This is a genomic window from Stenotrophomonas bentonitica, assembly GCF_013185915.1.
Taxonomy (GTDB): Bacteria; Pseudomonadota; Gammaproteobacteria; order Xanthomonadales; family Xanthomonadaceae; genus Stenotrophomonas; species Stenotrophomonas bentonitica.
Map to the genome: position 1 here is coordinate 666,855 of NZ_JAAZUH010000002.1, position 13,550 is coordinate 680,404.

Sequence of the window (13,550 nt, forward strand, 5' to 3'; positions counted from 1 at the left end):
CGTGTGGGAACTGGTCAAGGCCGGTGGCTGGCCGATGCTGCCGCTGCTGCTGTTGGGCGTACTGGCTTTGGCGATTGTCCTGGAGCGTTTCTGGACCTTGCGGCGCAATGAGGTCCTGCCCCCGGGGCTGGGCCAGGAAGTGCGCAACTGGGCCGCGCGCGGCAAGCTCGACCCCACTCACATCCAGTCGCTGCGGGCCAACTCGCCGCTGGGCGCACTGCTGGCCGTGGCGCTGGAAGCGCGCAACCGCCCGCGCGACCAGATCCGCGAGCGCATCGAAGATGCCGGCCGGCACCTGGTGCACCGCATGGAGCGTTTCCTGAACGCGCTGGGCACGATCGCCTCGGCCGGTCCGCTGCTGGGCCTGCTCGGCACCGTGGTCGGCATGATCCAGATGTTCATGGGCATCCTCGACCACGGCGTGGGCGACGTGAACCAGCTGGCCGGCGGCATCGGCAAGGCGCTGGTGTGCACCGCCACCGGCATGATCGTGGCCATTCCGGCGCTGATGTTCCATCGCTACTTCAAGGGCCGCATCGGCGGATACGTGATCGAGATGGAAATGGAGGCGTCGGCCCTGCTCGACGCGTTGGACGGCCGCCCCAGCGTTCTGAACACGCCGCCCCGCGCCGGCGCCGCGTCTGCGGCCGCTGCGCCTGTCACGGCCAAGGGCTGACGGATGCGCATCCGCAACGACCGGGTCCAGGACGAGGTGCATATCGATCTGGTACCCCTGATCGACGTCATCCTCGTGCTGATCATCTTCTTCGTGGTCACCACTACCTTCGACGCGCGCTCGACCCTGCAGCTGCAGCTGCCGACCGCCAGCCAGCAGGACACCACCGAGCCGCCGCGCTCGCTGAGCGTGCTGGTCAACGCCGAAGGCCGTTACTTCATCAACGACCAGGAAGTGCTGCGCACCGACGTCGAGTCGGTCAAGCAGACCATTGCCGCCGTCGCCGGCAGCGACCGTGAGCAGACCGTGCTGCTGCGCGCCGACGCGCGCACTCCGTACCAGGCCGTGGTCACGGCCCAGGACGCCCTGGGCCAGCTCGGCTTCCGCCGCATCGCCATCGCTACCGCGCCGGAGGTGCGTCCATGAGTAAACAACACGCACCGGTCTGGCCGATCTACAAACGCCTGCTCGGATACACCCGCGCCTACTGGGTGTTCATGGTCGCCGCCGTCATCGCGATGGTGGTCGAAGCGCTGGCCGGCTACCACTTCACCAAGCTGATGGAGCCGCTGGTCAACCGCGGCTTCGTCAATCCCGAGCCGCGCATGGCGGTGATCCTGCCGCTGACCATCCTCGGGCTGTTCATGATGCGCAGCCTGGCCACCCTGGTCAGCGACTACGCGCTGGCCCGCACCGGGCGCAGCGTGGTCCGCGACCTGCGCGAGCAGGTGCTGTCCAAGTACCTGCACCTGCCGTCGTCGCACTTCGACAGCGAAGCCACGCCGGTCATGGTCAGCCGCCTGAACTACGACACCGAGCAGGTCACCCAGGCCAGCGCCGACGCGCTCAAGACTTTGGTCGCCGATACCCTGACCATCATCGCCATGCTGGTGGTGATGCTGCAGATGAGCGTCAAGGTCACCGTGGCGATGCTGGTGGTGGTGCCGCTGATCGGCGTGATCGTGTCGTTCGTGGGCAAGCGCTACCGGCGCATCAGCCGTGGCATCCAGGACGGCATGGGCAGCATGGCGCAGACCGCCGAGCAGTCGCTGGCCGCGCAGCAGGAAGTAAAGGTGCATGGCACCCAGGCGCATGAGATCGCGCGCTATTCGCGCCTGGCCAACCGCATGCTCGGCCTCAACATGAAGGTGGAAACCACGCGCGCGCTGGCCTCCAGCACCGTACAGTTCCTGGCCGCGCTGGCGCTGGCGGTGATCGTGTGGGTGTCCACCCGCGAGGCACTCGCCGGACGCTTGAACGCCGGTCAGTTCATGGGCCTGATGACCTCGATGATGGCCATCATTCCCTCGCTGCGCCGCCTGACCAGCGTGCAGACCTCGATCTCGCGCGGCGTGGCCGCCGCCGAACGCCTGTTCGGCATCCTCGACCTGCCGGTCGAGCGCGACCAGGGCAGCACCCGTGCCCAGCGCGTGCGCGGCGAACTGTCGTTCGAGCACGTGATGCTGCGCTATCGCGAGGACACCGGCATCGCGCTGGACGACATCACCTTCGAAGCCAAGCCGGGCACCGTCACCGCCATCGTCGGCCGCTCCGGCAGCGGCAAGACCAGCCTGATCCGCCTGGTGCCGCGCTTCTACGAACCCAGCGGCGGCTGCATCCGTCTCGACGGCGTGCCGCTGGACGACTACCCGCTGGCCGACCTGCGCCGCCAGGTCGCGATGGTCGGGCAGAAGGTCATGCTGTTCGACGACACCGTGGGCGCCAACATCGCCTACGGCATGGATGCCACCGACGAACAGATCCGCAAGGCCGCCGAAGCCGCCAACGCGTGGGAGTTCATCGAGCGCATGCCGCAGCAGCTGCAGACCCCGGTCGGTGAGAACGGTGCGCTGCTTTCCGGTGGCCAGCGCCAGCGCCTGGCGATCGCCCGCGCGATCCTGCGCGACGCGCCGGTGCTGATCCTGGACGAAGCCACCGCCGCGCTGGACAACGAATCCGAGCGGCTGGTGCAGGACGCACTGCAGCGCCTGATGCCCGAACGCACCACGCTGGTGATCGCGCACCGCTTGTCCACCATCGAACACGCCGACCAGGTGCTGGTGATGGACCATGGCCGCATCGTCGAGCGCGGCACCCACAGCGAGCTGCTGGCGCTGGGCGGGTTGTACGAACACCTGCACAAGATGCAGTTCCGCGAAAGGCAGCCCTGATGGCGTCCAAGGGGTCCCAGACGCCGTCGTACTGGTATGACGGCAGTGCGGTTCCGTTCGCGGCGCGCGTGCTGGCGCCGGTGTATGGCGGCGTGGTGGCGTTGCGCAGGGCGCTGTACCGGCGCGGCTGGTTCAAGCGCCACGCATTGCCGGTGCCGGTGATCGTGGTCGGCAACGTGACCGCCGGCGGTACCGGCAAGACGCCGCTGACCATCGCGCTGGTCGACCGCCTGCGCGAAGCCGGCTGGAAACCCGGCGTGGCCAGCCGTGGCTACGGCCGCGAAGAGGCCAAGACCGCGCGCTGGGTGGATGCGGATACCGAAACCGCGCTCGGCGGCGACGAGCCGGTATTGATCGCCTGGAAAACCGGCGTGCCGGTGCGGGTCGACGCCGACCGCGTGGCGGCCGGCAAGGCGCTCATCGAAGCCGGCTGCGACATCATCGTCTGCGACGACGGCCTGCAGCACTACCGGCTGGCGCGCGACGTCGAAATCGAAGTGGTCGACGCGCAGCGCCGCTATGGCAACGGCCGGCTGATCCCGGCCGGTCCGTTGCGCGAACCAGCCAGCCGCGCGCGCGACTGCGACTTCCGCGTGGTCAACCTGGGCCAGGCCAGCGCCGACCCGGCTGCGCTCGCGTCGTGCGGGTTCGGCGAATGGGCGATGCAGATGCATATCGACCGCGCCCAGCCGCTCAGTGGCGGCCGTGCCCGCGCGCTGTCGCACTTCCGTGGCCAGCGCGTGCATGCGGTGGCCGGCATCGCGCACCCGCAGCGCTTTTTCGACATGCTGCGCGCGCAGGGCATCGGCGTGGTTCCGCACGCCTTCGCCGACCACCACGCCTACCAGCCGGCCGACCTGCGCTTCGGCAGCGAGCTGCCGGTGCTGATGACCGAAAAGGACGCGGTGAAGTGCAAGGTGTTCGCGAACGAATGGCATTTCGCCGTGCCGTTGTCGGCCGACCTGCCGGCCGCCTTCTGGGTCGCACTGCTCGACCGCGTGGATAAACTCGGCAAGCGCTGAGCGCTGCCGTTTCGTTGCGTTTTTACCGGAGGTGCCCCGATGAGCCAGCCCGTCGATTTCGTTGTCGCCATTCCGGCGCGCTACGCCGCTTCGCGCCTGCCCGGCAAACCGCTGCGGCTGCTCGGCGGCACCCCGCTGGTGCTGCACGTGGCCGAACGCGCCCTGCAGGCCGGGGCACGCGAGGTCTGGGTGGCCACCGACGACACCCGCATCGCCGACGCGCTGCAGGGCCTGCCCACGGTGAAGGTGGCGATGACCGACGCCAGCCACGCCTCGGGCACCGACCGCCTGGCCGAGTGCGCACGGCAGGCAGGCTGGTCGGACGACACCCTGGTGGTCAACCTGCAGGGCGACGAACCGTTCGCGCCGGCCGACGGCATCCGCGCCGTGGCCGAAGCGCTGGTCTACAGCGGGGCCGACATGGCCACCCTGGCGACCCCGGTCGAAGACGCCGAGACCCTGTTCGACCCGAACGTGGTCAAGGTCGTGCGCCAGCAGAACCTGGACGCGCTGTACTTCAGCCGCGCGCCGATCCCGTGGGACCGCGACGGCTTCGCGCGCTCGCGCGACAGCCTTTCCGGGCCGCACTGGCTGCGCCATATCGGCATCTATGCCTACCGCGCCGGGTTCCTGCAGCGCTTTGCCGCGCTGCCGCCGGGCCGGCTCGAACAGCTGGAATCGCTGGAGCAGCTGCGGGTGCTGGAAGCCGGGCACCGCCTCAGCGTGGCGCTGTCCCCGGCAGCCTTCCCGCCGGGCATCGACACCCCGGCCGACCTGGAGCGTGCCGAGGCCTGGCTGGCCCGTCGTCAAATTGACGGTGGCACGACGGTTGCATGACGCGCAGTCCTGCATAATCACCGCATGAACGTACAGCTCGTCCAGGACCTTCCCGAATTCGCCACGTGGCTCAACGCCGCGCCGACCACCCTGACCGAGCTGCGTGGTCGCCCGGTCGTACTTGCCTTCGTCAACGCCGGGTCGGTCTGGTGTGCGCAGCGCCTGGCCGAGCTGGGCCAGTGGCAGTCGCGCAATCCGGGCAAGCTGCAGCCGTTGATCCTGCAGGTGCCGCGCTTCGACTTCGAACGCCAGCCCGAGCAGGCGTTGAAACTGCTGCGCCGCCAGGGCGTGGGGTCGCCGGCACTGCTCGATGCGGACTGGGATGGCTGGCGCCGTTTCAACGTGACCGCCTGGCCGACCCTGGTGCTGCTGGACGCGCAGGGCAGGGAAGTGGACCGCCTGGTCGGCTTTGGCGACGACCTGGACCGCGCGCTCAACGCGCTCTGCCAGGGCATCGCCAGCCCGCTCGACGGCGACGCGCCGCGCCTGCGCGAGCTGAGCCCGGAGCCGCGCCTGCCGCTGCTGTTCCCGTCCGCGCTGGCGGTGAGCACCGAGCGGCTGTACATCGCCGACAGCGGCCACCACCGCATCCTCGAATGCAGCCATGCCGGCCGCGTGCTGCGCCAGTTCGGGCTGGGCACCGCCGACATGATGGACGGCGGCCCCGGCGAGGCCGCCTTCAACCGGCCGCAGGGGCTGGCGCTGGAGCGTGAGTGGCTTTACGTGGCCGACACCGGCAACCATGCGCTGCGCCGCGTGCACCTGCTGACCGGCCAGGTCGACACCCTGTGCGGCAACGGCCGCCCGGGCGACCCGCGCGAAGTCGCGGTGGCCGACCCGCGCCAGGCGCCGCTGAACCACCCGCAGGGCATCGCCGTGGCCGACAACCAGGTCCACATCGCGATGGCCGGCGACAACCGCATCTGGAGCTACCACCTGGGCCAGCGCACGCTGTCCTGGCGGGCCGGCTCCGGCGCGATGGACGAGCGCGACGGCAGCGGCCACCTGGCCGCCTTCGCGCAGCCGACCGCGCTGGCCGCGGTGCAGCAGGTGCTGTACGTCTGCGATGCACTGGGCTCGTCGATCCGTTCCATGCAGCTGCGCGGCGACCTGGTCCAGACCCTGGTCGGGCAGGGGCTCTGGTCGTTTGGCGAACAGGACGGCCCGCGCACCACCGCGTTGCTGCAGTACCCGCAGGCGATCGCGATGAGCCCGGACGCCCCGGTGCTGTGGATCGCCGACGCCGGCAACGGCCGCCTGCGCACCCTGCGCCTGGGCGGCGGCGAACTGAGCACGGTGGAACTGCCGCGCCGCCTGCATGGCCCGTCCGGGCTGGCACTCGGCGGCGGGGCGGTCTGGATTGCCGAAACCGACGCGCACGCCGTGCTGCGGTTCGACCCGGTCAGCGGCGTACTGAGCGACGTGCCGATCAGCGAATGACCCTGCCCACCGCACCGGCCTTCGACGGCAAGGCATTCGCGGCCCACCTGAGCACCGCGCCCGGCGTGTATCGCATGTACGCCGCCGACGACACCCTGTTGTACGTCGGCAAGGCGCGCGCGCTGCGCAACCGGGTCGGCAGCTATTTCAACGGCGCGCCCAAGACCACGCGGATCATGTCCATGCTGTCGCAGGTCGCGCGCATGGACGTCACCGTCACCCGCTCCGAGGCCGAAGCGCTGCTGCTGGAAAACCAGCTGATCAAGTCGCTGTCGCCGCGTTACAACGTCTCGCTGCGTGACGACAAGACCTACCCGCATGTGCTGCTGACCCGCGAAGAGTGGCCGCGCATCGCGCTGCATCGCGGCCCGCGTGCGGTACCCGGGCGCTACTTCGGCCCGTACCCGGGCGTGACCGCGGTGCGCGAAACGCTCAACCTGATGCACAAGCTGTTCAAGCTGCGCAACTGCGAGGACAGCGTGTTCCGCAACCGTTCGCGGCCGTGCCTGCAGTACCAGATCGGTCGCTGCAGCGCGCCCTGCGTGGCGCTCGTCGCGGAAGCCGACTACGCAGAGTCGGTGCGCCGCGCGTCGCTGTTCCTGGAAGGCAAGAGCGACCAGCTCGCGCGCGAACTCGGCACCCAGATGCAGGCCGCCAGCGAGGCGCTGGAATTCGAGCAGGCCGCGCGCCTGCGCGACCTGGTCACCTCGCTGCGCAGCATGCAGACCCGCCAGTACGTCGACGGCCGCGCCGCCGACCTGGACGTGCTCGCCTGCGCCACCCAGGGCGCCAACGCCTGCGTGATGCTGCTGGCGTTCCGCGACGGGCGCAACATGGGCACGCGGCCGTTCTACCCGCGTACCAATGGCGAGGAGAGCGCCGAGGAAGTGCTGGGCGCCTTCGTGTCCCAGTACTACGCCGAACAGACCCCGCCGCGCGAGATCCTGCTCGACCGCGAGATCCCCGATGCCAGCCTGATCGAATCCGCGCTGAGTACCTCGGCCGACTACAAGGTGCAGCTGAAGTGGAACGTGCGCGGCGAGCGCGCCGGCTATGTGGAACTGGCCAGCCGCAACGCGCAGATCACCCTGGTCAGCGAGCTCACCAGTCGCAGCGCGCAGCACGCGCGCAGCGAAGACCTGCGGCAGATGCTCGGCCTGGCCGAACAGGTCAAGCGCGTGGAGTGTTTCGACATCAGCCACACCATGGGCGAGGCCACGGTGGCATCGTGCGTGGTGTTCGACGCCAGCGGCCCGGTGCGCAGCCAGTACCGTCGCTACAACATCAGCGGCATCGAGCCGGGCGATGACTACGCCGCCATGCGCCAGGCGATCGACCGCCGCTTCCGCCGCGCCGTGGAAGAAGAGGGCGTGCTGCCCGACCTGCTGCTGATCGACGGCGGCGCCGGCCAGCTCGCCCAGGCCCAGGCGGCGCTGGCCGACCTCGGCGTGGAAGGGGTGATGCTGGTGGGCGTGGCCAAGGGGGTGGAGCGGCGCGCCGGGCATGAAGCGCTGGTGCTGCCCGACGGCCGCGAGCTGCGCCCGGGTGCGGCGTCGCCAGCGCTGCAGTTCATCCAGCAGGTGCGCGACGAAGCGCACCGTTTCGCGATCACCGGCCATCGCGGTCGCCGCCAGAAGGCGCGCATGACCAGCAAGCTGGAAGACATTCCCGGAATCGGGCCGCGCCGTCGCGCCAGCCTGCTCAAGCATTTTGGTGGCCTGGTCGGCCTGAAAGCAGCCGGCGAAGCGGAAATCGCGAAGGTCGAAGGCATCAATGACGCCCTCGCCGCACGCATCTACGCTAACCTTCATGGACTGCCCACGCCCCCTGCGGCCGGCGAGTAGAGAGACGCAATGAAGTTGACCCTCCCCACCTGGCTGACGCTGCTGCGGATCGTGATGATCCCGGTGCTGGTGCTGGTGTTCTACCTTCCCTATACCTGGACCAACTTCGCCTCGGCGGCGATTTTCGGGCTGGCTGCGCTGACCGACTGGCTGGATGGCTGGATCGCCCGTCGCTACGACCTGGCGTCGGCGTTCGGTGCCTTCCTCGATCCGGTCGCGGACAAACTGATGGTGGCGGTGGCGCTGTTCCTGATCGTGCAGGGCCACCCGACCCCGTGGATGGCGTTCTGGGCAGCGGTGATCGTCGGCCGCGAAATCGCGGTGTCGGCGCTGCGCGAATGGATGGCCGAAATCGGCCAGCGCGCGAAAGTGCGCGTGGCCCTGATCGGCAAGATCAAGACCACCGCGCAGATGGTCGCGCTGCTGTGCCTGCTGTATTCGGTCGCGCCGAACACGCCGGTGTCCGACATCTGGATGGGCGAACCGGTGTTCCATATCGGTGACTGGACCCTGGCCATCGCCGCCGTGCTCACGCTGTTCTCGGGCCTGCAGTACCTGCACGCCGCATGGCCGAGCCTGCGCGAGGACGAGCGCGCCGCACGCGAAACCGCGCGTGCGAAAAAGAAAGGCTGAGGGCTGTTGACAGCACCGCGTTTGGCTGTAGAATTTCGCCTCCCAAGCGGGAATAGCTCAGTTGGTAGAGCGCAACCTTGCCAAGGTTGAGGTCGCGAGTTCGAGTCTCGTTTCCCGCTCCAGATACAGAAAAAAGCGACCCGCGGGTCGCTTTTTTCGTGTCAGGCCGGTGTCGCGACTGGTCGAATGCGTCGCAGTCGAATCACGCTGAATATCGCTGCATAAACCTGTTGACGACGTGAAGGATTACCGACACAATAGCGCTCCTTCGACGCAGGTCGACGGAAAACGCAACAAATCTGCGGGAATAGCTCAGTTGGTAGAGCGCAACCTTGCCAAGGTTGAGGTCGCGAGTTCGAGTCTCGTTTCCCGCTCCAGATTGTGTCGCGATGTGAAAGAGCTGGTGTGTTTCCAGTGGTTTTGGTAGCATATCCGCTTGATTCTGCGGGAATAGCTCAGTTGGTAGAGCGCAACCTTGCCAAGGTTGAGGTCGCGAGTTCGAGTCTCGTTTCCCGCTCCAGATTCCCGGCCTGGTGGCAGAGTGGTCATGCAACGGATTGCAAATCCGTGTACGCCGGTTCGATTCCGACCCAGGCCTCCAGTTGTTGAAAAACCCCGCTTCGGCGGGGTTTTTCGTTTCTGCTGCCGACCTTCACCCGCCCCGTACAACGCCCTGCCTACTGTGCAGGAACGTTCCTGATCGAGGTGTTCGATGTATCTGGCCATGTGGATTGCGGCTGCCGGGGTGCCCGGTTCGTTCTGGGATTCGCCCAGCAACGTCAGCGGCGCGGTGGTGCTGGGGTTCGGGGTGGCGGCCATCGCCCTCTCGTTCGGCCTGGCCAAGGTGTTCAAGCGCTTCAACGGCGTGGCCTGGATGGTCCTCGGGGCGGGGCTGGCGATTGCCGCCTACGGCATCTGGCGGATGGGCGCCTGACATCATCCTGTCACCGCAGCACCGGCATGCTGTCTGCGTGTCGGTTTCAACTTGCTGAACGGTTCAGTTCACCAGCGAGGCCGGTTGCGCCACTGGTTGACTTCGCGCGAAGAGCGTGAAAGGGTGGAGTGAAACGTGGGTGAAGTTCCGTTGCCACCCAGCAGCGGAGCGGCAGGCGCAAGCCTGGCAGGGGGGAATTGCTCGTCTCGATCGCAGAGCAGGTCCAAGGGAGGTCGTATGCAATACGGCGCGAATGACCTGGCCAACGGTGTGCGCACCGAGCTGGAGGCCAGTTACAGCAAGCATGGATGTGGGCCGGAGTTCTGGACGACGTATCAGCAGGTGCTGGAGCGCCTGGTGCCGCAGGGGCGCAGCCGCACCCAGGTCACCAACGAGCTGGCCATGATCATTGAGCAGCTCGGGATTGTCCGGCGCGCGCAGATGGTGCCGCCGCCGAGCACGCGGGTGCGCTGAATCCGGTTGGGGAACCGGCGGTTACAGCTGTAGCAGACCCAATCCAAGCAGGCCCAGCAGGCACGCCAGCGCCGCCAGCACGCGTGGCCGCAGCCAGCGCCGGGGCCTGCCCTGCAGTGCATTGGCACTGGCCATCCTTACCAGCCCGGACGGGAACCGCCACGCACGCATCTGCGCATCGCAGGCGTCCACGCAGGCGCCGCAGGCGATGCAGTCCGGCAGCGGTGCACTGCGCACATCCAGCTGCATCGGGCACGCCTGCACGCAGGCCATGCAGTCCACGCAATCGCCCAGCCGGTCTTCGCTGAAGCGTGGCGGTGGCCCTGCCAATCCGGGATGTGCCGCACGGAACGCGTAGTCGCTGGCGCTGGTCGGGTCGAGCAGGCCACGGCCGCGTTGCGTCACGCTGCCCGTGCCGCGTCCGCGTGGGCCCCGCGGTTCGGCGCGGCGCGCGTCGTAGCAGACCTGCGGGGTATCGTCGTCGCACAGCAGCGGGGCCACGCGTGCGAACGGGCACAGGTCGATGCAGACCTGCTCGCGCAGGAAGCCGGCATTGCCCCAGGTTGCAGTGGCATAGAACAGCACCCAGAACCGCTCCCAGCCGCTCCAGCTGGCTGGCCAGAACCCGGCCACCAGCGTCTGGATGGGCGTGAACAGTCCGACGAAGGTGATGCCGGTCCACAGCGCCACCAGCGCCCACGCCAGTTGCGTGGCAACCGCTGCGGCGGTGGGTCGGGGCAGCCACCGCACGCAGGCGCGCTCGATCCAGCGGAACAGGCCGCTCCACAGCGTCTGCGGACAGGCATGCCCACACCAGACCCGGCCGGCCACGGTGGTCAGCAGCACCAGCGAACAGGCCATCACCGCGATCAGCCCGAACAGCATGCCCACGTCCTGTGGCCACAGGGTCCAGCCGAACAGGTCGAAGCGACGCGCCGGCAGGTCCAGCAGCAGCGCCTGGCGGCCCTCCCAGCGCAGCCAGGGCAGGGCGTAGAAGCCGCCCAGCAGCATCGCGTGCAGCAGCGGGCGCCAGCGCAGGGCAGGGCGCGCAACCGGGGCGCAGGGCGTACTCACCCCAGCGGCAGCTCGTCGTCGTCGCGCGACAGCGGCCGCAGCAGGTAGCCGGTGACCGCACTGGCCATCGCCGTCACCGCCCAGAACATGAAGAAGCCCAGGGTGTAGCCCAGCTCGCGGCTCACCGCGTGGCCGGGAAAGCTGATCTCGCGCAACCGCAGCGGGTCCACGAACGCGAAGAACACCGCGCTGGCCAGGCCGGCGGCGATGAAGCTGGGCCACAGCACCGCGCCCCAGTGCTGGACCAGCGTGCGGCGGTGGCGTCGGGTCGGGTCGTTCAGCGGCGTCATGGCCTGCACGGTAGGCCCTGCGACAGCACGCCACATTGATCCTGATCAAACCGGCGTAGCATCATGCCCACCCCACCGTGTGCCGTACGCTGCCGAGGAATCCATGTCGTCCCCCGCCGTTCCCGACCTGCCCGTGGCCTCGCTCGCTCTGTGCAGCGAACAGGAGGTCACGCGGCTGGTGCACGACTTCTACGCCCGGGTGCGCCAGGACCCGAAGCTGGGCCCGGTGTTCGATGCCCGCGTCCACGACTGGGACGCGCACCTGGCCCAGCTGGTCGATTTCTGGTCGGCCATGCTGCGCGGTACGCGCCGCTTCAGCGGCAACCCGATGTCCAAGCACATGGCCATGCCCGAGCTGGAACGCGAGCTGTTCGATCGCTGGCTGCTGCTGTTCAGCCAGACCACCGGCGAATCGGGCAACCCGCCGATGCAGCGCCTGGCCGACGACGTGGCGGTGCGGATCGCCGACACCTTCTGGCGGCGCATCCAGATGCAGCGCTGGCCGGAACTGCCGGTCGTGCGCAATCTGCGCCCGGATTGATCTGGCTCAATGCGTGAAGGCGCCCGGGCGCGCACGCTGGCGCCATGGACACCCTTTCGCCTGCCGCCGCCGGGCTTGCCTGGCACTTCGATCCCGAGCTGCTGCGCCGGCATGACCGGCCCGGGCCGCGCTACACCTCGTACCCGACCGCGCCGCATTTCCACGACGGCTTCGGTGAGCACGGCCTGCGCGCGGCGATCGCCGACAGCAATGCGCAGGCGCTGCCGCTGTCGCTGTACGTGCACGTGCCTTACTGCAGCAGTCCGTGTTTCTACTGCGGATGCAACCGGGTCATTACCCGCGACCATGGCAAGGGCATCGCGTACGTGGCACGCGTGCTCAGCGAAGCGGACCTGATCGCGCCGTTGTTCGATGCCTCGCGGGAGGTGATCCAGCTGCACCTGGGCGGTGGCACGCCGAACTTCCTGGCGCCTGCGCAGATGCGCGAACTGATCGACGGCCTGCGCCGCCGGTTTTCCTTCAGCAGCGCCGCCGACCGCGACTTCTCGATCGAACTGGATCCCCGTTTCGTCAGCCGCGACGACATTGCCGAGCTCGGCGCGCTGGGGTTCAACCGGGCCAGCCTGGGCATCCAGGATTTCGACCCGGTGGTACAGCGGGCGATCAATCGCGAGCAGGGGGTGGATGCCACGCTGGACGTGTTGCGTGCGTGTCGCGAACACGGCCTGTCCTCGGTCAACGTCGATCTGATCTACGGGTTGCCGCACCAGACGTTGGAGGGTTTCGCCACGACCCTGGAAACGGTGCTGCGCGAACGTCCCGACCGCCTGGCGATCTACGGGTACGCGCACCTGCCGAACCTGTTCAAGGCACAGCGGCAGATACCGGATGCGGCGCTGCCCAGCCCCGAGCAGAAGCTGGCCCTGCTGGGCCTGGCGGTACGGCGGTTGTCGCTTGCGGGCTATCAGTACATCGGCATGGACCACTTCGCGCTGCCCGGTGAGAACCTGGCGCGCGCGCAGCGTGCCGGCCAGCTGCATCGCAATTTCATGGGCTACACCACGCACGCCCGGACCGACCTGGTCGGGTTGGGCGCCAGTGCGATCAGCCGCATCGGCAGCAGCTACAGCCAGAACCCGCGCGACCTGCCCGGCTGGGAGAGCGCCGTGGACAGCGGCCGCCTGCCGGTGTGGCGCGGCCTCACCCTGGACGCCGACGACGAACTGCGCGCCGAACTGATCAACCAGCTCATGTGCCAGGGCGAAGTGGACGGCCGCGCACTGGGCGCGCGCCATGGTGTCGATTTCGACCACTATTTCGCCGACGCCCTGGCGTCCCTGTCGGCGCTGCAGGCAGACGGCCTGGCCGAGTACCGCGACGGCGTAGTGCGCGCCACCGAACGCGGCCGCCCCCTCCTGCGCCTGCTGGCCATGTGTTTCGACCGCTACCTGGCGCAACCCGAACAGCCGGTGCGCTACTCGCGGGCGATCTGAGCGCTTCTGCGTTTGGAGCCATGAATGGAAATCGGCGTTTTCATTCGGAAAATCGTCTGGAGGCGGGAAAACCGCAGCGGTAGCATCCCCCGGTCGCGGGGATGCGCTCATCCAATGATTCTGGCGAGCCAAAAGGCGCCTTTCCGTGGCATTGACAACC

14 protein-coding genes and 4 tRNA genes are annotated in these 13,550 nt (G+C 68.4%); 16 read left to right on the top strand and 2 right to left on the bottom strand.

The window, feature by feature from the left end:
- Position 1 precedes the first annotated feature (1 nt).
- The 14 genes from HGB51_RS14120 (at position 2) to HGB51_RS14185 (ending at position 10,031) form a co-directional block, all read left to right on the top strand.
- On the top strand, positions 2 to 676 hold the full coding sequence (locus tag HGB51_RS14120) for a MotA/TolQ/ExbB proton channel family protein (protein ID WP_070209311.1): 675 nt from the start codon (positions 2 to 4) through the stop codon (positions 674 to 676).
- 3 nt (positions 677 to 679) lie between these two features.
- A complete protein-coding gene (locus HGB51_RS14125; RefSeq protein ID WP_070209310.1) occupies positions 680 to 1,102 on the top strand; it encodes an ExbD/TolR family protein in 423 nt (140 codons plus the stop codon).
- Positions 1,099 to 2,847 (top strand): lipid A export permease/ATP-binding protein MsbA, encoded by a 1,749-nt coding sequence (msbA, locus tag HGB51_RS14130; RefSeq protein WP_070209309.1) that lies wholly within the window; start codon positions 1,099 to 1,101, stop codon positions 2,845 to 2,847. The genes HGB51_RS14125 and msbA overlap by 4 nt, the downstream gene beginning before the upstream one ends.
- A complete protein-coding gene (lpxK, locus tag HGB51_RS14135) occupies positions 2,847 to 3,869 on the top strand; it encodes a tetraacyldisaccharide 4'-kinase (RefSeq protein WP_070209308.1) in 1,023 nt (340 codons plus the stop codon). The genes msbA and lpxK overlap by 1 nt, the downstream gene beginning before the upstream one ends.
- Before the next feature lie 39 nt (positions 3,870 to 3,908).
- Entirely contained in the window at positions 3,909 to 4,706 is a 798-nt protein-coding gene (kdsB, locus tag HGB51_RS14140) for a 3-deoxy-manno-octulosonate cytidylyltransferase (protein WP_070209307.1), read from the top strand.
- Between the two features lie 24 nt (positions 4,707 to 4,730).
- Complete coding sequence (locus HGB51_RS14145; RefSeq protein ID WP_070209306.1) at positions 4,731 to 6,146, top strand: hypothetical protein; 1,416 nt, start codon at positions 4,731 to 4,733, stop codon at positions 6,144 to 6,146.
- Positions 6,143 to 7,990, top strand: a complete 1,848-nt coding sequence (gene uvrC / locus HGB51_RS14150) for an excinuclease ABC subunit UvrC (protein ID WP_070209305.1) — start codon at positions 6,143 to 6,145, stop codon at positions 7,988 to 7,990. The genes HGB51_RS14145 and uvrC overlap by 4 nt, the downstream gene beginning before the upstream one ends.
- 9 nt (positions 7,991 to 7,999) lie before the next feature.
- Positions 8,000 to 8,623, top strand: coding sequence for a CDP-diacylglycerol--glycerol-3-phosphate 3-phosphatidyltransferase (pgsA, locus tag HGB51_RS14155; protein WP_070209304.1), 624 nt, complete (start codon positions 8,000 to 8,002; stop codon positions 8,621 to 8,623).
- 46 nt (positions 8,624 to 8,669) lie between these two features.
- Positions 8,670 to 8,745: transfer RNA gene (locus tag HGB51_RS14160), tRNA-Gly, on the top strand.
- A 179-nt stretch (positions 8,746 to 8,924) separates the two neighbouring features.
- A tRNA-Gly gene (locus HGB51_RS14165) sits at positions 8,925 to 9,000 on the top strand.
- A 67-nt stretch (positions 9,001 to 9,067) separates the two neighbouring features.
- Positions 9,068 to 9,143, top strand: a tRNA-Gly gene (locus tag HGB51_RS14170).
- Positions 9,144 to 9,150: 7 nt separating this feature from the next.
- Positions 9,151 to 9,224: transfer RNA gene (locus HGB51_RS14175), tRNA-Cys, on the top strand.
- A gap of 111 nt (positions 9,225 to 9,335) precedes the next feature.
- A complete protein-coding gene (locus HGB51_RS14180) occupies positions 9,336 to 9,557 on the top strand; it encodes a hypothetical protein (protein WP_070207241.1) in 222 nt (73 codons plus the stop codon).
- A gap of 237 nt (positions 9,558 to 9,794) precedes the next feature.
- Positions 9,795 to 10,031 (top strand): hypothetical protein, encoded by a 237-nt coding sequence (locus HGB51_RS14185; protein WP_070207242.1) that lies wholly within the window; start codon positions 9,795 to 9,797, stop codon positions 10,029 to 10,031.
- Positions 10,032 to 10,052: 21 nt separating this feature from the next.
- Here HGB51_RS14185 and HGB51_RS14190 read toward each other — a convergent pair whose 3' ends face one another.
- Entirely contained in the window at positions 10,053 to 11,105 is a 1,053-nt protein-coding gene (locus HGB51_RS14190; protein WP_070207243.1) for a 4Fe-4S dicluster domain-containing protein, read from the bottom strand.
- The gene (locus HGB51_RS14195; RefSeq protein WP_070207290.1) at positions 11,102 to 11,395 is read right to left on the bottom strand and encodes a hypothetical protein; all 294 of its coding nucleotides are present in this window, start codon (positions 11,393 to 11,395) and stop codon (positions 11,102 to 11,104) included. Before HGB51_RS14195 ends, HGB51_RS14190 begins: the two co-directional genes overlap by 4 nt.
- A 103-nt stretch (positions 11,396 to 11,498) precedes the next feature.
- Between HGB51_RS14195 and HGB51_RS14200 the strand changes: the two genes are divergently transcribed.
- Positions 11,499 to 11,936: a group III truncated hemoglobin gene (locus tag HGB51_RS14200; protein ID WP_070207291.1), complete on the top strand. Its 438-nt coding sequence runs from the start codon at positions 11,499 to 11,501 to the stop codon at positions 11,934 to 11,936.
- 44 nt (positions 11,937 to 11,980) lie between these two features.
- Positions 11,981 to 13,390: an oxygen-independent coproporphyrinogen III oxidase gene (gene hemN / locus HGB51_RS14205; RefSeq protein ID WP_070207244.1), complete on the top strand. Its 1,410-nt coding sequence runs from the start codon at positions 11,981 to 11,983 to the stop codon at positions 13,388 to 13,390.
- The last annotated feature ends 160 nt before the right edge of the window (positions 13,391 to 13,550 follow it).